This window comes from Oceanobacillus jeddahensis (genome assembly GCF_000750635.1).
Taxonomy (GTDB): Bacteria; Bacillota; Bacilli; order Bacillales; family Amphibacillaceae; genus Oceanobacillus; species Oceanobacillus jeddahense.
The window spans coordinates 912,493-931,919 of sequence record NZ_CCDM010000001.1 but is presented as its reverse complement, the minus strand read 5'-3'; the positions used below and the strand labels follow the sequence as shown (position 1 = coordinate 931,919).

General features: G+C 39.3%; 15 protein-coding genes. 3 read left to right on the top strand and 12 right to left on the bottom strand.

Annotated features, from left to right (window positions below):
* Positions 1-182 precede the first annotated feature (182 nt).
* The 4 genes from BN986_RS04130 to BN986_RS04115 form a co-directional block, all read right to left on the bottom strand.
* A complete protein-coding gene (locus BN986_RS04130; RefSeq protein WP_040978372.1) occupies positions 183-1,262 on the bottom strand; it encodes a hypothetical protein in 1,080 nt (359 codons plus the stop codon).
* A gap of 76 nt (positions 1,263-1,338) precedes the next feature.
* Positions 1,339-2,109 carry an ABC-2 transporter permease gene (locus tag BN986_RS04125; protein WP_040978370.1) on the bottom strand — a complete coding sequence of 257 codons (771 nt, stop codon included), beginning with the start codon at positions 2,107-2,109 and terminating at the stop codon, positions 1,339-1,341.
* Positions 2,109-3,041 carry an ABC transporter ATP-binding protein gene (locus tag BN986_RS04120; RefSeq protein ID WP_040978369.1) on the bottom strand — a complete coding sequence of 311 codons (933 nt, stop codon included), beginning with the start codon at positions 3,039-3,041 and terminating at the stop codon, positions 2,109-2,111. Before BN986_RS04120 ends, BN986_RS04125 begins: the two co-directional genes overlap by 1 nt.
* Positions 3,034-3,825: a MerR family transcriptional regulator gene (locus BN986_RS04115; protein ID WP_040978367.1), complete on the bottom strand. Its 792-nt coding sequence runs from the start codon at positions 3,823-3,825 to the stop codon at positions 3,034-3,036. Before BN986_RS04115 ends, BN986_RS04120 begins: the two co-directional genes overlap by 8 nt.
* Before the next feature lie 511 nt (positions 3,826-4,336).
* Here BN986_RS04115 and BN986_RS04110 point away from each other — a divergent pair.
* Positions 4,337-4,888, top strand: a complete 552-nt coding sequence (locus BN986_RS04110; protein ID WP_040978366.1) for a TetR/AcrR family transcriptional regulator — start codon at positions 4,337-4,339, stop codon at positions 4,886-4,888.
* Between the two features lie 221 nt (positions 4,889-5,109).
* On the opposite strand, the gene BN986_RS04105 is transcribed toward BN986_RS04110, so the two are convergent.
* The 5 genes from BN986_RS04105 to BN986_RS04085 form a co-directional block, all read right to left on the bottom strand.
* Positions 5,110-5,553, bottom strand: coding sequence for an acetone carboxylase subunit gamma (locus tag BN986_RS04105; protein ID WP_316244917.1), 444 nt, complete (start codon positions 5,551-5,553; stop codon positions 5,110-5,112).
* 88 nt (positions 5,554-5,641) lie between these two features.
* On the bottom strand, positions 5,642-7,807 hold the full coding sequence (locus BN986_RS04100; protein WP_262362460.1) for a hydantoinase B/oxoprolinase family protein: 2,166 nt from the start codon (positions 7,805-7,807) through the stop codon (positions 5,642-5,644).
* A gap of 60 nt (positions 7,808-7,867) precedes the next feature.
* A complete protein-coding gene (locus tag BN986_RS04095) occupies positions 7,868-10,039 on the bottom strand; it encodes a hydantoinase/oxoprolinase family protein (protein ID WP_052400623.1) in 2,172 nt (723 codons plus the stop codon).
* A gap of 252 nt (positions 10,040-10,291) precedes the next feature.
* Positions 10,292-11,890 (bottom strand): BCCT family transporter, encoded by a 1,599-nt coding sequence (locus tag BN986_RS04090; protein ID WP_052400622.1) that lies wholly within the window; start codon positions 11,888-11,890, stop codon positions 10,292-10,294.
* Positions 11,891-13,103: 1,213 nt separating this feature from the next.
* The gene (locus BN986_RS04085) at positions 13,104-13,547 is read right to left on the bottom strand and encodes an SRPBCC family protein (RefSeq protein ID WP_040978361.1); all 444 of its coding nucleotides are present in this window, start codon (positions 13,545-13,547) and stop codon (positions 13,104-13,106) included.
* 373 nt (positions 13,548-13,920) lie between these two features.
* On the opposite strand from BN986_RS04085, the gene BN986_RS26890 reads away from it, so the two are divergent.
* Both BN986_RS26890 and BN986_RS04075 read left to right on the top strand, forming a co-directional pair.
* A complete protein-coding gene (locus BN986_RS26890) occupies positions 13,921-14,262 on the top strand; it encodes a hypothetical protein (RefSeq protein ID WP_148417062.1) in 342 nt (113 codons plus the stop codon).
* Between the two features lie 195 nt (positions 14,263-14,457).
* Complete coding sequence (locus BN986_RS04075) at positions 14,458-16,053, top strand: xylulokinase (RefSeq protein ID WP_052400620.1); 1,596 nt, start codon at positions 14,458-14,460, stop codon at positions 16,051-16,053.
* 157 nt (positions 16,054-16,210) lie between these two features.
* Here the strand turns inward: BN986_RS04075 and BN986_RS27855 are convergent, their stop codons facing one another.
* From BN986_RS27855 to BN986_RS04065, 3 genes are read right to left on the bottom strand one after another with little or no spacing between them, the layout of a single operon-like run.
* Complete coding sequence (locus BN986_RS27855) at positions 16,211-16,342, bottom strand: hypothetical protein (RefSeq protein WP_262362444.1); 132 nt, start codon at positions 16,340-16,342, stop codon at positions 16,211-16,213.
* Positions 16,343-16,361: 19 nt separating this feature from the next.
* Complete coding sequence (locus BN986_RS04070; RefSeq protein ID WP_040978358.1) at positions 16,362-17,810, bottom strand: sodium:solute symporter family protein; 1,449 nt, start codon at positions 17,808-17,810, stop codon at positions 16,362-16,364.
* 17 nt (positions 17,811-17,827) lie between these two features.
* A complete protein-coding gene (locus tag BN986_RS04065; protein WP_040978357.1) occupies positions 17,828-19,078 on the bottom strand; it encodes an NAD(P)/FAD-dependent oxidoreductase in 1,251 nt (416 codons plus the stop codon).
* Positions 19,079-19,427: the final 349 nt, after the last annotated feature.

Here is a 19,427-nt window from a genome sequence, read left to right as displayed (position 1 = left end):
TATATTTACTTTTTTGTATATGCTATAATTGAACTAGAAAGAGGTAGCGCTCCACTTTCAAAAGGTAGCCAGACCTTATGATTTTCTCCACGTACAGCAGTTCATATCCCTTTTAACCTGCAATACATATAATTATACAATTTTTCCTTCTAAGCTGTTATTCAACAAACCAGCAAATATTTTTATAACGCATTAAATTTGATTTGATAACAAAATGCCAATTTTCTATAATAGTCTTTTTCCACGAAGTCAGTCGGTTTTATTTTAGTGGCAGGGCTCTGGAAATATTCCAAGCCGACTATTTTCAACATATTATAGACAAACTGGGAACAAAACATAATATTGGGACGAACGGAGAACTTTGTAACTAGCCCGACAAAATTATACGCACTGCCTGTTTCATTAATTTCCTTTACTTTATCCATAATCATTTCTTTTTGTTCCTTTGAAATCTCCAGGCTGTAGACTAATATTTCCGCATCATCCTTTTTGTGAAATTGCGCTAACTGCTCTTGGTTTAATCCGGGCGGGGAAACTTTTTCTCCGCCGTTATAGCTCACAATCGTTTTTAAGTCTCTGTCAAAGCTGAGTGAAACATGATTATAAACTTTTTGTGTGAAAACAGAGATCAGTTCACTTGCAGGACTTCCAGTACTTGAAATGACAATATACAAATGTTCATCAGCTAAATTTCGCCGACACTCCGCAAAGAAGGCATCCGTTAAGGTATTTTTGTTTACATATGTTGTATAGCTGTGCCTCGGAATATCCTCCATGATTTCATTTAGGTTTTCCCGGGATAAGGAATTTCTGCCTTTCTTTAATTTATTCCCCAAACTGACGGTACTTTTTTGCATTTCTTTCATCATGTTAAAGCTGATTGCCGTAGCATCCTTTACGGATTGGGAAAAGACGTTTTGTATCGTATACAGATAATTAAAATACAAAACAAAAAAAGGGACCAGCATAAAAATAACTGCAACCATTTTCTTCATTAGAAATACCATGCCTGTATCTATCCCGGAAAATACAAATAAGGTATTAAACACCTGTTGCGTAGACATGATGAGTAAATATATAATCGTAAAAACGATCTTTGTTGTTTTTTTATTCTGCGATAACCAAAGATGGCCAATCAGAAGCACCGCCACCACAGCATAGATGACTGCATATAAGTTTAATTGCTCTACAGAAAGCAAAAATATCAAAAAGAATACAAGCAGCAAGTTTAATAAAAGTTGATATATCTTCTTTATATTCATTGTTCTCTCCATGTTAAATAAGTTTTATAAATGATAATCTATATGAAAAATTATTTCTTCCTATTACTAGAATAGATTAAAAATCTCTTTTTTGAAATGAAAAGATAGCTATGACAGATGTTATGACTAACCAGATAATCAATATACCTATGCTGGTAAACGCACCTGTTGCTTCAAACGATTCTGCTCCAGCTGTACCAGATAAACTGTGTATTGCCGATTGAGGCAAAAGAGGAAGAAATACTTTTTGGAGCGAATCAGGAAACATATTAATTAATGCCGGGACGGCCAAAACGATGATAGAAAAAGCAATTCCTCCACCGCTGTTTTTGAAAATAATGGTTGCCGCAACGGTAAGCAGGCAATAAAATACTGGCATCAGCAAGACTCCAAAAACAAATTGCCGGATATCCGAATCTGCTAAGCTGGCAAGTGACATGTTATTTGCCACAAGAATGAGTTGGCTGGACAGATAAGTGAGTGCTACGATCAGTATGCTCACAACAATGGATAGAAGAAAAAAGGTTATATACTTTCCCAGAAACAGTTTTTTTCGATTCGGAACGGCTGCTAAAGAAGTGTAGATAGTTTCTGCAGTGAATTCCCTCGATATGGTTAACGCAGTAAAAATGATCAATAAAATACTGGCTAAATCCACGCCTAACATATTTGCTGATACGACCTCCATGACGGATAAATCTGTAATTGCTGTACCCTGTGTAACATTGGTTGTTACAGCAAAGATAATTCCTATTAATAAACTGATTCCAATCGTAAAAGTCAAAAAGACTTTGGAAAAGGTAAGAAAGAAAATCTTTTTATATTCCGCTTGAATGATATTTTTCATTAGGTTTTCCTTCCTTCCGTCATAAGGTTATCCGTTGAAACATAATCTGCTTTTCCTTCCGTTAATTCTACAAATAATTGTTCTAAGGATGGCTGTACTTTCGTTAATTCGTATAAAGCCAGCTGTCCTTCCTTCGCTGTTAATCCAATTTGTTTTATACCTAATTGATAAACTTGCAGCTCATCTTTTTTCACCTGTTTCACCTCTGCCCCTTTTGCAGCTAATAAACGCTGTAATTTATGATTATCTTCACAGCTTACTTTCACAAAAGAACCGAGGCTGCTTTCTGCTAATTCATCGATGGTCATATCTGTAATTAATTTTCCTTGAGCCAGGATAATCATTCGATCCGCGATCATTTGCATTTCACTCATGAGATGGCTCGACACCAATACTGCTTTTCCTTCCCGTGCCAGCTTCTTTGCTAACCCACGCAACCAATGAATGCCGTCTACGTCCAATCCGTTAAAAGGTTCATCTAAGATTACTGTTTCCGGATCTCCCAGAAGAGCAGTTGCAATCCCTAAACGTTGTTTCATTCCTAAAGAAAACGTACCTATTGGTTTGTCTTTTACATTTTCCAATCCCGTTTCCTTCAGCATTTTTTCTATTTGCTTTTTAGAAATACCGCTAGCTAAAGCGATGATTTCTAAATGCTGCTTGGCAGTTACCTTTGGATTTACGGCGTCTCCGTTAATTAAAGCTCCTACTTTAGAAATAGGAAGCTTCAAATCTTTATAGGTCTGTCCATCAATTGTTACACTGCCCTCGCTCGGATTCATTAATCCTAAAATCATTTTCATTGTGGTGGATTTCCCTGCGCCGTTTGGACCTAAAAAGCCTGTCACAACACCTGGTTGAATGACCAGTGATAATTGATTGACGGAGATGTTATCTTTAAAGGTTTTTGTTAAATTTTTCATTTCAATCATTTTTGCTCCTCCACTCGTCAGGCTTGCCAGCGGATAAATAATGGTCTACTGTCTTATCGATAAAAGTATTGGTAAAGTCAATCAACTGACGATCCTCCTGTGGCCATTGATCCCGATTTTTGTAAGAATCTTTATAAACATCGAGTAACTCCTTGCTCCCGTCTGAAATATTTACCACCATCTCGATCCATCTTTTCGCAAAGTCCTGCCCCTGCTCACTTTCCGGCTGAACATCATTCAGTATGTGAGCGACCGCTTCTAATATCAGTGCTTTCCAGTCCCAATACACTTCTAAAACCGCTTCCTGGTTCTGATAATGCTCTATAAAAGTATCTTCTGATTTTTTATCAAAGGAAACATCTTTATATTGATAAACCGTGTCCTTATTTAAAGAGATAATTAATTGCACCAGATTTCCTAGCGGAAGGGAATCATTTTTTTCAATTCCAGCCAAGCTTGCTTCAATCATCGCAATATTGCTTTTGACATCATGCAGCCTATAGTAGAAAATGTCCCGTTGTTTTTCTAATACATGACGAAGCTGCTCGGCAGTTGTGGTTTTTTCTAACAGCTTCGTGATATCTTTGATTTTTAATCCTAATGATTTATAGAACAGAACCTGTTGCAGCCGGGTTAAGTCTGATTCTGTGTAATATCTCCGTCTGCTTGTTTCGCTTTTTTGTAATGGCACTAATTGAATATTATCGTAATATTGTAACGTCCGGACGGTGACACCAGTTAATTTGGAAATTTCGCCAATTGAAAACTTCCTTTTTTCTTCCATGAATACACCTCCTAGTTAATATTAAATCACATTACGCAACGTCATTTGCAAGTGGATAAAATGGAATTATTTTATTCATCATTCTATTTTTTATTATGTACCGGTTTATGGAAGATATTGCAGTGAATGGATGGGATGAAAACAATAAAGGGTATTTCATATACGGTAATCGCAATAAAGTAATTTATTTTTGAAGCTATCCATAAGCAATACACCATCCCCAATGAAGGACGGTGTATTGCTTATTTTTTCATACAAATACGGCGTAACACTTATAGAATATGTTCAAAAAATTGCGATCTGTACATGTTTTGTCTTTTCGTGTTACCAAATGAATCCCCTTTTAAACACATTAGGATATATTTATATGAAATTTACTTGAGAAATTATTTTCTCGGAGCTGTTTATAGATAAAATTCACAATAGTTAATATTTATCCATAGACGACCGCTCAGTCTGGACGGTATAATAAGAGTAAAAAGTTACTCAGGTTATTGAAAGGAATATGTTTATGTCTAAAAATGACACACGTTCTAAAATTCTCAAAGCGGCAGCCTATATCGTACAAACAGAAGGTATATTGAATTTAACACTCGAAGCTACAGCAGAGAAAGCTGGTGTAAGTAAGGGGGGGCTATTATATCATTTCCCATCCAAAGATGCCTTAGTCGCCGGTATGGTACAAGATCCCATGCAAAGTTATATAGATAATATCGAGAGGAATGTGGATCAGGATACACTAGAGGATCCGAGAGGAAGATGGACACGTTCGTTCATCAAAGGAACATTCGGCAAGAGGAATCCGGATAAAGATATGGACGCTGGGTTAATGGCAGCAGCAACCATCAATCGCGACTTATTAAAGCCTGTTCAAGATGCTTATGCACATTGGCAGGATCATATTGACAACGATGGTCTCGATCCCATTAATGCTACTATTTTAAGACTTGCTGTCGATGGCCTTTGGTTTTCCGAAATTTTTGATTTAGCTCCATTAGAAGATGATACCCGTCAGCTTGTTTTAGAAAGACTTCTCCAGTTAACAAAGGAGGACTGGAAATAGGGCACCTTTTCCTGCTGCATGCAGTCGAAGAAATGATGGATCCAATCTAGTCTTTTATCAATAATGCCTAAACAGCCTTGGCTCTTACTTACAGAGCCAAGGCCGTTTACCACTTATTTATTTTCGTTGTTTATTTGGTTGAGATCACATCTTGCTTTGAGCCCAAAGTCTATCTGCCAGCAGGAAACATGAATTCTATTCATATATCATTATACGTACTGTCAATCCCTTTTTGGCTCAGCTGGTAACTCTTTCCCGAGCCAATCGCGATAAAAGGTCTCTAAGTACGGCAAGAAATCAAAAACAATTGGATACCCCGGTGCCGCTGCTTCTACTTCCAATAACCTGGCACAACTCGGGCATATAAACTCGCGAATTTCCATCCATTCCGGATCATAGCTATGGCGTCCAGGATAAATTTCAGCAATCGCTTCTTCATCATTACGGACATTGATCACAGCCTTCAACTTCCAATTTTCCGTATAGTGACCAAACTCATAACCACAACTGCATTTCACTACACGCTCGCCTTGTGGCTCTTTTTTCTTGGAAACAATATGCAAATGTTCGCCGATCGGTAACAGAATCGGGTCTTTAAATGCCACCCTTTCCTGAAGAATATCAATGTACTTAAAAAACCGATCATCATCTTTATACTGGCTCATTATTGCTTTCGTCGACTGCCAGGGCAGCTGACCGTCTATTAAGTCGCGAATGACCTCGTGATCATAGCTTGCCATCATTATTCACTCCTCACATTGTAAAATCTTCGGGTAAATTCCAGAATTCACGAAACTCCTTAGCAAAACGATTGGAAATGTTCATGGTGTCCTGATACATCTTACGGACTTCGGTAACAAAGTCTCCTTCCACCACACGTTTCCGTTCGGATTCTATCCAATCTTCAACAGGCACCGCCTTACGTAATCGGTTTTTCCTGACTTCCTCCCGTCTCTCTTCAGTTGCTTTTGTATTAACACTCCACGTCTTACGCTTCTCATCATAATCCAGCACAACAGCATGAGCTCTTTGGGCAATTTCTGCCGTCACATATCCATTTTCCACATCTCGAACTATTTCCAATGGATCACGTTCAATAGGGTCACCATAACCGCCGCCGCCATTATATGAATGAGCAAATAAGTCGCCGGATTGCAACGGCTTGTCTATATGCGGACCTTCTACCTCTTTCAGCTCACCCTCTACAAACCGCTCCAAATCGGTCATATATGGATCGGTACCTAATGAGTGAGGCAAAGGTTTTTGTTCCTCAATCAACTGCTTCATATTGCTATTTCGTACAGAGTAGTGCCGATGTGCTGTCGGTGCTGGATAACCGCCACACATACCTGCATTATCAAATACACGACTGGAATGTTCAGATGTAGCGATCGTCACTTCATCTGTATTATGCACGAGCCACAGCGACGTGAAGGCTGTACCACCACGGTAGCGTCCCACTCCGCCTGAATCTGCTGTGATGCTTCGGCCCATGTAAAGCATTGGTATGCCTTGCTCCCATACTTCCATATTGCCCATATCGGATTCAGGATTCCAACCAACATATCCGTTATCAATCCCGTCTTTAATACCAAGGGCTCCACTTCCAGCTGCCGAACACTCAAACATAGCCATACCAAATTGACTTCCATACTGGCTTTGTCCACCCATTTCCACCATTGGACTATTTACTTGACCTACAAACACTTCCTCTTTGAATCCACGGCTTACAAAACCTCGACTGAGCAACCGTTGAAAAATACCGAATGCAGGAAGAAGCAATGCCCAAGACGTGGCCGTTGCTACGGTATGACGGTCTGGGTTCGTCCAGGTTCCCGATGGCAAATTCATATCCGTAGCCAGCCAAGCTCCATCATTCACTTTCCCTTCATAGTTCATCGACTGGGTTAACGTAACAAACAATCCACCATCCATACCGGCTGGTGTACAGTTCATCGAGTGATAACCCCAAGAACCGGTGCCTTCAAAATCCAAGTGCATGTGACCATCCCCGCCTACATCTAGTTCGAGCGGAATGGAATATAACAAATTCTCATCACCTAAAGGCAAAATTCCTGGCTTGCCTTCTGTAAGGTGGCCATAAAACGTGTGTCCCCTGTAGCGGCCGGGCACCATAAGCTGCTTCACCCGTGAAAGCTGCGAACGGCGACCTTCTTCAATGAATTCCCGTGTTGCTCGCTTATAGTAGTCTAAACCTACTTCCTCAATCAGCTCTTTTACTTGATCCCTTAATTCGAGATTAGCTGCTAACTTCGCTTTGTCGTCAAACATCCAATAGATAGGCATACGGAGATTTCGTTCCAGCCGAATCATATAATCTCGGCGGAATTCATCGTTTTCACCCACTTTTTCAGCGCAAACAAACAAGCCTTCTGTAAAACGCTCTTGAGCTAGGTATACATCACCACCAGGTGTAATACCACCAACTTCTAATTCGTGAGCAACCGTACCTGCCCAACCGATCAGCTCATCATCATGGAAGATCGGTACAACGACCATCACGTCCGGTACTTGTACCGTGCCGATGAAAGCGTCATTGTTTGCGAAAACATCACCGGGACAAATACCAGGGGAATCTTCATACCCATTTTGAATCATCCATTTGATAAACCGGCTCATCGTGTGTACATGAACCATAATTCCGGTGGAAAGACTAATGGCATCCCCCTCAGGTGTGTATAATGCTACGACCATTTCCCCTACTTCTCGTACACCGGGTGAGGCCGAAATACTGCGAGCCATTTCCCGTGCTGCTATGGACATCGAACGAAGCTTGGTATGCAAGCTTTCATAGCGCAGCGGGTCATCTTCACGACATGTTAACTCTGTTATACCGGCATAACAGCCTGTTTCTCGAAATTTACGATCGTTCTCAAGCAACTGTTCTTTGAATGTCATCGATTTGTTTTCAACTGCTTCATTCATACGGATCCTCCTTGTATTAAATTAAACCTTGATCTACAGTACGTAACTTTCCGATTTTTGCTTTTGATCTCCGTGTTCATAGTGCAGAATCGTCCATTCATCCACACGAACCCGATCTCCGGCTGGAATAACCAAAGTTGTCGCCGGATGCTCTACAATAGCTGGCCCGTCAAGCACGTTTCCAGGCTTCAGCATGTCCATCTCCCAAAGCTGCGCCTCATGCCAAGTGCGATTATAATACATGGATCGCTTTCCTTTATTAGCTTCAGCGTCAGGCTCCCGAGATCCCAACGGACGACGTGTCAGCTTTGGTTTCACTTTTTCCACACGGGCATTTAAACCGAGTTCCATAATGGTAAATCCAGCTGTTCCAAAACCAGACACACTACGGTTAATCGATTCATACAGTGTTTCAAACGCCTGTGTAAGTGCATCTACGTCTTCAGCAGATTCTAACTTTATCGCTGGTGCCGCAACCTCCACATCTTCCAGTTGACCCGTATAACGCATCATGGCAAACGGTTCACAAACAACAGCATCCCCGTCATGGCCTTCAGAGACCAATTCCTTGCGGGCTTTGGCATCAAGTTCACTCCATATATCATTAATCTGTCGGCGTATCTCGTCTTGATCCTTATCTGAGTCATCAGCTCCAATCATGATATGGACAGATCGGCTATGCCGATGCAAATAATCTGCTGTGGTACAGCCAAAAGCGGAAAAAGCGGCCGCAAACGGGAATGTCATAATCCCTTTAAAACCTAATCCTCGACTGTACTCAGCCATATGGAGCGGACCAGATCCACCATAAGCCATTAAGTGGTACTCATTTGGATCGACGCCACGTGTAGAAATAATAGATTCAATGGAAGACTTTGCTTCCATCTCAAGCATATTTACCATTCCTTCCGCTGCTTCATATACATCAACTCCTAAAGGATCGGCAACTTTCTCTTTCAAGACTTGTTTTGCCTTCTCCACATTGAGTTTGACTTTACCTCCAAGAAAGTTATCGGGATTCAAGCGACCCATGATCGCATCACAGTCAGCAATTGTCGGCTCTGTGCCTCCCATATCCATTGCTACCGGGCCAGGCACCGATCCAGCGCTTTCAGGTCCTAGACTAACTTTGTGCGTGTATGGATCCACCTTAACAATGGTACCTCCGCCAGCACCAATCGTATCCATCGCTAACGTCGGTAAATTCAGTTTAAAGCGTGCTAACGTGGGTTCATCTTCAATCGGAACCTTGCCGCGAGTAATGGCGCCAATATCAAAGCTTGTACCTCCCATATCGCTGACAATAACGGAATCCGTACCAATTAATTCACCAACATGTCTGGCTCCCAAAAGTCCGCCAACCGGACCGGAAATCATTGTTTCATGAAGACGAGGATAACGTACGTCAGCAAGTCCGCCATAGGAAAGCATCGTTTGCATACTGTGCGGAAAGCCATGCTGCTTAGCTGCTGCTTCAACACCCAGTAACTGCTCACGCCCTCTGGCAGTCGCATATGCCTCAATAAGTGTGCTGTTCAACCGAGACTGTTCGCGAATAATTGGACGAACCTGATGGCTAAAGTAAATCGGAATATCGACACCATGCTCCTCCAATACCTTTTGAGCAGCTTCTCCAATTTTTAACTCGTGTTCAGGATTCACATGTGAATACATACAACAGATGCATAATGCTTCGATATCCTGTTCCAAGAGCTCCTTCACGCCGCTGACTGCTTCATGTTGGTAAGCAGGGATAACAACTTGGCCAAATTGATCAATACGTTCCGTCACACCGCGTACCCGGCTGAGTGGGACAAGCGGGTCAGGATGAGCGTGGGTGACAGCATGCAAGCGGTCTTCATAGGAATAACCGGACCATGATTGAAGCCCCCTCCCCATGAGTACGGCGTCTTCCATACCTCGTGTCACGATAAGGCCAATGCGCTTTCCTGTTCTGGACAACAATGTATTCAGCATACCTGTACCTGAGTATAGGACTACCGCCAATTCTTCAAATGTTTTGTTGATATCTAAATTCCAGATATCGGTGGCGTCCCGTGTTGATTCAATAAAACCTTCCGATTCGTAATTAGGCGTAGTCGGTGCCTTACCGACGGCGAAGTTTCCTTCTTCGTCCACGAGAATCGTGTCGGTCATCGTGCCACCAGCATCGATACCGAGCACAAGTGGTGATGTCTGTTTCATTGCACAACTCCTCCTTCATTGTTTTTCTCTCTGGTTAAACTTGCTTCAAGAAGAACATGGATCCATTACATACGATCTCGTCCCCTTTTTTAAAGCGTTTTCTATAATCAGGTTAACCGTCTGGACGGTTTGTTGTCAACACTAAAAAATTAATTTTCCGAAAAAATTATCTTATATGAAAATTTTATTTATTGAATAATCCTGTTGTATTAGTGATTTTGATGCTAGATGAATAAATGTATCTCATGTTTATCAATTACTCTTTTTCACTTGATTTTCTTTCGATTCCTGATCATTATTAGATTCGGAGATTGGTAATTTAGAATTTTTTACTAAAGTCGCTTTCCCCTCACCAAAATCTTCTTTGACAGATTTTATAAAAGAGATAGTCATCAACACAAAAACCAAAATCATGGGAACGCCTACAATAACCGATGATAATTGAACAGCTTCCAAGCCGCCTATAGCTAATATGATTATGCCTACTCCACCAAGAATCAACGCCCAAAATAACCTGTAAAGACGAGGTGGTTGTCCAGTTCTATCCAGTTTCTTACTTGCAACGGATGATAAGATCAACGAAGCAGTGTCAAACGTTGTTGCAGAGAATATTAAGTAGGCTATTACCAATAGTGGTATGATGACTGCGCTAAGAGGTAACGTGTTAATAACTGCCATGATGACTCCCGTTTGCCCGCCTTCAGCCATGATCGAATCAACTGGAATCAAATTAGATAATTGAATGTTCAATGCGTAATTTCCAAAAACACTAAAAAATATCCAGCAGCCCACTGGTCCTATTAAGCATTGGGTAATGATCACTTGTTTTATTGTACGCCCTCTGGAAATTCTGGCAGTAAACAAACCAATTAATGACGCATAACCAATCCACCATGCCCAATAAAAAACGGTCCAATCCTGCGGAAAACTTTCTCCATTGATGGATCCAAGCGTTAAGCCCATTTCAAAAAAATTGTTAAACATTTTACCTAAAGCTTCAATCGTATTACTCATCATAAATATTGTTGGACCAACAAGAAACACAAAAATAGTGATTACTGCCACAATAATGATATTAAAGTTTGATAAGCGTTTAATCCCTCTTTCAAGACCCAAGAATACACTTCCGCCAAAAATAATCACCCAAAGTGCAATAACAAATACCAATAACCCCAAAGTCACAGGAATATGAAACATTTCACTCAAAAGCTCAGCTATCATAGGAGCAACCAAGCCTATACTTGTTCCCACTACTCCAATTAAACCAAGCATCATTGCTACATCAACGATTTTCCCCGGTAAACCGTCAGCATGTTTACCTAGAATTGGTTTGCACGCAGCACTGAGTCTAAAATGAGGTATTTTTTTAACATATAGGGCATATGCCATCGGAATACTGGGCAGCGCATAGATAGCCCACGCGAGTATTCCCCAGTGGAATAAACCATAGGGCAGTGCCCACTCCGCTGCACTTAATGTTCCTGCTTCTAATCCAAATGGAGGGCCAGTCGTATAAGTAATTGGTTCAATTACCGATTGATACATGATTTCTGCACCAATCCCCGTCGTAAAAATCATGGAAAACCAACTAAAATTTGAAAATTGTGGTTTATCTTTGGGATCCCCCAATTTAATACGACCATATTTACCAAAAACAAGCCACGCGAAAAAGATAAGTATCATAAATGGAAATATGACGAAAACCCATCCAAAATTCCCCGTAATGAAACTTAATATAGTGCCTACAATCTCTTCCGCAGCCGAAGGATTTACCCCAACAGGAACCAACCCTAACAGTAAAATTATTAGAACAGGCCATAGTACTTTCGTTTCAATATACTTTTTTTTCAAACGATACACTCCTTTTTATTAATATCCTATTAAAAAAATGGATTGTAAATCATATCATCCTCCTTAAATATTTAGCTTCTGCGATCTTTTTTAATGTTAGTGGTAATTCTAAATGCTGAATGGAAATCAACATTAAAATTGACACGAAACAAAGATGGCTATCCCTCTAAGTATTTTCTTGAGTTTTCCAAAACTAGCACCTCCTAGAAAAAAATATTTTACTTATGGATCTAATATCTAAATGTATCATTAATTTAAAACTGTATAAAATGACCGTATGCTTGATATTTCCTGTTTAGCTCATAGAATTTTTACTTTATTGCGATATATCTACATTTATTTTAGAATATCTCGAAAATACGCAATAATTAGCATTTTACCTTTGATTAATGCTATATCGTGTAGCATTTGGGAAGGATAGGGGGTTAGTGTAGGAATAAAGCCGAGGTGCATCTATACGGAACGGGCTATTTTGTCGGGAGTTCCCACTCATACGGAGGTTCTATATCTAATTCTTTCGCTAAATTCCGTATTAATATCAAGGTTTTTGTAACAGATGTCACCTTGAAAAGAATGGATAAGACATTTTCGAAAAGGAGTGAAAAGTAATTGAAGATAAATGAAAAAACAATCGGAATAAATGCATGTGTTTCTCAATACAAAAAACGCCAATTTGTAAAGATATATTCAGCAAACTGAATGAATCTCATAATTCTTAAGCCTTACTTCCCAACGAATTCAGGACACGAAAAAAGAAGTACTTATCCAAACCTTATATAATGGTAGTTGACTAGATAACTATAAAAAGACTGGAGAAGTACTTCTTATAACCATTACACGACAACTAAATCTATCTGGCATCCAAATATAGAACCTCCCCAAAAATATGAAGTAATTAATTTAAATCGTATCTATCATGCGATTAATAAGAATGCGTCTTTGTATTTTTGGAAGAGCAATTATGAAATTCATACCTATTTTTAAAATCCAACAAAAAATAATCCCTTCTGTACATTTCAGAACAGTAAGGGATTATTATGCTACTGACCTTGCCTCCGTGTTTTTTGGCTAGTTTTTTTATTTTACGATACCTAAAATAACCATCCACACGCAGCATAAGCGTATAATTCTTAAATTTGTATCATGACATTAAGCTATCTCATCAATTCGTTCAATAAGGATAGATAATTGGGCTTATTTAAAATGTTCCTGACTAATGAACTAAGGATGCTCTCAAATCACGAATTCCATGTTCCAAATAGCCCTTTAAACAAGTTAACGTATATACCCAGCCTTCTTTTTGTCCCAGCATTTTGTTTACTACTTCAGGATCATGTTCATTAAGGCCTGATTCGTTCACTTCTATAACTGTACTTGTATGATCAAACTCTTTAAGTGTAATGGTAACAACTGTTTCTTCATTAGATTCTTCACCCCATGAAAATTCGATTTTCTTGTTTTCCTCGATTTTTAATATATTTATTTTTCCTTCTGCTCCATATTCATCATACCTCAAAGTAATGGACTTGCCTTCTTCCCATCTCTCGGAACTCGAGGAGAACCAGTAATTTCCAATCTCCAAAGGATCTACGATTGCTTCAAACACCTCATTAGCTGGCTTATGTATTTTAAGTTTTGTAGTTACTTGCGTATCCATAACAAAATCAACTCTCCTTCAAATTAATATTTCTCTTTGTCATTATACCCTACGGTGCTCTTCCTTATTTCTTATTTCACTAAATTTATTTTAGCAACCTATTTCATCTCCTAAGGATGATTTCATTTTCAGTAATATAGCCAAATTATTGGTCAGCTACCTTATTTTAACCATAATAAGTCCCTTTGGACAAGAAAGAATCCAAAGGGATAGAATTTCGCAGCTTTATTTCAAGGTATTTCTTAAACCGCTTTATTGTAATTGAAACGTTATAGGTAGAAAATTGGCTGTATTAAGGGGAGTCCAATCCGAACATAATACAGCCAATTACCAGCCTAATTAAAATGATAACTTTTAGAGGGGACACAACTGTTTGTCTTTAATAATACCTGTTACAGCAATGACAATATTTTTTCTTACATCGTTTGCTACGATAGTTACTTTCTTGGTATCTATCATAGTCTCGGTCATCATAACGATTATCTTTCCGGCATTTATCGTGGTCTTGATTACCATAGTAATCATTTCCCCAACACCAATCATGATGACGCTCTTTCTTCTTGTGACAGCGGCATTTACAATGATTGTCATGCTTCTTTTTACATGGATCGTAAGAATAACACATAACTTTATCACTCCTTTCGTATTCAATATACGTAATTCTAGAAAAGGAGATTGGACAAAGCTAATAGTAGATAATACATTTTTTCAGTAAGAGTTGACCTGTATGATAAAAACAAAAAGACGTCCGCTGTTCAAAGTATAAATACATATTGCAATATTTAAGAATGAATTGTTCTTTGTCTGAATCCTCCCAGTTATTCAGAGTCTTCTGCCAATTAAACCTGAAAAATCATGTATAATAGTATCATACTTATTTACATGCAGCTTTATTATACAAGAGGTTACGATGGCATTACTGCAGGCAGTGAATTCATCCGGCTTGCAGCTTTATAAGAGAAAGTCGCATGATATCAATATATTGGTGAATAAAAACAATCGTAGAAAAAGTGGGGGTAATATGACATATGTAGCTGTTTTTGATATCGGAACAACAGCAGTAAAAGGAATTTTGGTTGATAAAGAAGTGCAGCTTATGAAAGAACATTCGGTTGAATTAACAACCTTTGTATCTGAAGAAGGTATGGTTGAACAGCAGCCTGAGGATTGGTGGGAAGCGGTAATCCATATTGCATCGCTCTGGTGGAAAAACGGCATTTCTCCTGAATCTGTTCGGGCAATAACCTTTTCAGGACAAATGGAAGATGTCATTTCAATTAGTGAAGTGGTTGCGTATCGCGCTATTTTATATTCTGATACGAGAGCTGGAAAAGAAGCGGAATGGGTAAATAAGCAGTATTCGGAAATTCGCAGTCATACGGGGAATAATGTAAGCGCCTCAACACCACTGGCAAAAATAAAATGGTTGGAAAAGCATTCCCCTAGCCAGTATAAAAATACAAAGCAATTTGTATTTAGTTCAAAGGACTATGTTATTTATAAATTGACTCAAGAAGCAGTCACTGATCCAATAACCGCAGCCACTACTGGAATGATGGATCTTAAAAATCGTGCCTGGAACGAGACAATCTATCAAACTTGCAGGATGGATGAAGAAAAATTGCCTGCATTACTAGAAGCAGATAGTGTAATAGGAACAATCACAGAAGAAGCCAGTAAACTCACCGGATTTTCGACCTCGACTATTGTCATCAATGGAACTGGTGATGCAGGAGCAACCACCCTCGGGGCTGGTGCAGTTCATGAAAATGATTGTTATTTTTATATGGGTACAACCGGCTGGCTGGCAATCGTAGAAAGGAATAAAGGACAGTTAGACTCCTTATCAGAAAGTCATTTTAATCTGGCTTTTGTAGAAAAATCACATCGTATATCGGTTGCGCCATTACTTAATGTGGGAAATGTCCACCAATGGGCAGCTCAATTGTATATTGACCAACATGTTGCACATAAATATGAAACATTTGAAACGTTAATCGAACAAACGGAGCCAGGCAGCGGCGGTGTATTATTTTTGCCTTATTTAAACGGGGAACGGAACCCAATGATTGATCCACAAGCAAGAGGCGCGTATTGGGGAATCACTCCACATACAGAGCGAAAAGATCTAGCACGAGCAGCCCTGGAAGGTGTAACTTTCTCCTTAAAACAAACATTAGAAATGTATGATTTAAAGGACCAGCGTACGATTACATTAATTGGCGGTGTATCAAAAAGCAATAATTGGTGTCAAATGATGACAGATATTATGAACCACCCAATTCGAGTTCCATTAAATAGTGAGTATCTACCTTCTATTGGGGTCGCGTCTACTGCTTTTATCGAGCTGGGATGGTGTGAATCTTATCGGCAGTTTGTGAATAGTTTTGTGAGAAACATTCCGAGTAAGAACTATACGCCGAATCAAGAAAGAGTAGGAGTTTATGCAAGGCAATATGAAACTTTTAAGAAATTACATCCTGCTTTGCAGTCGGTGTATAGGTGAGTTTGCTTTTGGGGGGGTGTTTTTTGGTTTAACAAATGATAAATAAAGAAATCTAAATCTCCAATCAAATAAAAATTCCCTTGAGTTCTATCGCATTGAACCCAAGGGAATTTCTATTCATCAATCTTTTAACTTCAATCTGTACCTTCTGCCAAGCCTATTCATCAACACCCCCGCTTCTTCTTCTCTTCTGTTCCACACCAAATTTTATCCATCCATAAATCACCGCAATTACTCCAAAATAACAAATACCGATAGATAAATAAGCTAAAATCTCCCAAAATATCATTTGTTATTCTCCTCTCTCTTTACCCTTCCGGATCGAGATCTTCTTGCATAAATGCCCGGGTTGGCTGTTTATTCTTCGTAAATAGATGCACAATAAAGAATGTAAGTAAATTTGCACAGATACCGACTATTAATGCAGGTATTTCAAATGGCTCGTTGAAACCGTACTCCCAAAGGAGAGAAGAAACAATCCCTGCCAGTATTGCTGGTATCGCAGTATATGGCGAAACTTTCCGCTCCCTTGCTTTTCCCCATACTAATGCAATAATAATGACCGGAACAATGGTTGGTGCCCAGAGGTCAAAAATAAATACCATTAAGTCAAAAACGTTCGGGATTAAAAGTGCAACGACAATTCCACCAACGCCTACGATAAGTGTAGACCATCTAGCAAGATGAAGCATTTGCTTATCCGTTGCTTTAGGATTAATAAATTCCTGATAGATGTCCCTTGTGAAAATAGTGGAAGATGTATTTAAAATAGAATCTCCGGTAGACATGACAGCTGCTATAAGTCCTCCAAAAAACAAGCCGATAGCTCCTGTTGGCATATGTTCTATGATCAAAGAGGTAAATACGAGATCCGGATCTGTACCTGGAAGAAGAATCACTCCAGCCAATCCGATAAAAATGACAACTGTTGTCATGAAAAAGTAAAATATACCCAGGTATGTAACAGATCGTTTACTGTCCAGCGCATTTCTCGATGAAGCATACCGCTGTATATAAAAAGGAGCCAGTGCCTCGCCAAGTAAGAAAGTTAAGAAAAAAGCAATCATGGCTGCAATTGTCCAGCCGCCGGTAAAATCTAAAATACTGGCATCGATCGCACTTACTTGTTCAACGATTCCTGGTACGCCGCCGATATTATTTAGCGACAATGTCAACATGGTTGCAATGCCGACAGTTAAAATAATAAATTGAATGGCGTCCGTATAAATAACAGCAAGCATTCCTCCTCCCCACGTATAGAGCACCGTAATGACAGATCCTAAAATAGTCATTGAAATATAATCGAATCCCGTCAAGGTCTCCAGTATTCTTCCCATTGCCAAAACCTGTACACCAAACATTCCTACACTGTACAAGAAAGAAAAGATGCCGGAGACCAGTTTTCCTGAGCGTCCATAAAAATATCCAAAAACATCTCCTACAGTGTAGACATTTCCCAGGCTTCTAACACGCGGAGCAACAAACTGACCAATTAGAATTTGACTGAAAACGACACCAAAAACAGCCAGAAAGATAACCACTCCTGTCTCATAAACGAACGCTACCCTGCCTATCGTTGCTCCTCCGCCAGCTAATGTTGCTGCAAGCGTCGCAAAAATTAGACCCATTGGCATGGAACGGCCTGCAACGGTATAATCTTTAAAACTGGATATTCTTCTCATGGAATAATAACCAATATATAAGACGAGTGCTAAATAAAATAATACGATAATCACATCAAAAGTGCTTACTGGCATATATCTTCCCCCTCATTTTAAGATTTTTCAAATCGTGCTGGTGAGAAAGCTTCCATGTCAAAATCTGTTTTCCCTGATAGAATAATTTCAGAAATCATTTTTCCGCTAACGGGAGCCATTGCTAAACCTACCATCGCATGTCCGGTGCAAATATACATATTATCCAGATGAGGTATACCTCCAATGGCGGGCATTCCATCGGGAGTCATTGGTCTCATTCCTCCCCATTCTTCTTCATTATCTCCTTGAATTTCTTCCTCTAAATATTGAGATACTGCATAACGGATGCCCTGAACACGCTTCTTATCCAATCTTAGATTTTTCCCGGAAAGCTCCATTGTTCCTCCGATGCGGACAGCATGATGAAATGGAGTGACCCCTCCTTTTAAATCGCCTAGATAAAGCGGATGATCCAGTTCTGTTTTTGGATTTGTGATCGTAATGCTATAGCCTTTTCCTGCAGTCAGCGGCAGCTTATAATTTATCTTTTTTCCTAAATCATCAGACCATGCTCCGGCTGCTAATAAGAATGCATTCGCTTCAAAAGTTTCATCTTTTGTTTTTATGGAAGTAATGTGATTGTCCTGCTTTTCAATATCGATAACCTCTGTATTCGAATACAGCTTGACTCCCATTTCTTTTAATTTTTCAACCATCCCTTTTGAAAAGGATTCTGGACGAATGTGATATTGATTTTCTAAAAAGATTCCACCCTTTACATTATCGGAAAGAGCTGGTTCCAACGCTTTAACCTCCTCCTTGCTTTTATACTCCGGTTTTTGATGCCCGTACTGCTGTGAAACAGATTCCAGACGTTCCAGCTTCTTCTTAAGGTTCGCTTCATAGAGAAATACAAATAACATTCCTTTTTTATGTAGTTCGAAATCAACACCATCTTTTTGAATATCATCAAATAGCGATAGGGTGTGTTTACTGGTCGTTAATAGAGCCTTTTCCCCTTTTTTAAAATCAGTTTCATTACAATATTTCATGAATTGCGTCAGCCATCCAGAAAGTTGTGGCATTGCAGAAGGTTTGATATAAAGCGGGCTGTCTTTTTTCATTAACATTTGTAAGGATTCCGCTACCAACCCAGGTGTCGGTACTGGCTCATGAATCGCAGGACAGACCCATCCTTGATTCCCCTTGGAGCAGGCCATGCCAAATTCTTCTTTTTCAATAACCGTTACTTCCGCACCTGCTTTTCTTAAAAAATAAGCACTGGTAAGACCAATAACGCCTCCCCCAATGATAATTACTTTTTTCACGATAAGGACTCCTTTGTTAATTATTTATGAAACAGTAAGATTAATCAGTAATCATTAAATTTTTAGTCAATTTAACGATTATTCTATATGATAGCAAATCGATTATCAAATGAAAATGTATTGATGCGTTTTGATTGTCCTTAACCCTGAATTATTCATAGAAAAATCTAAATAACTTACCATCCCATATCTGGTAAGTAACTATGACAGACATGGACTGCATCAAATAATTGAAAAAAACCATTTCTGATAAGGGTAAAAGCTTTTCACCGGGGACATAGCCGGCATCTCGATATATTCAAAATTTTATCCGTGGTTTCATACTGAGCAACCATATGATCTACCTTCT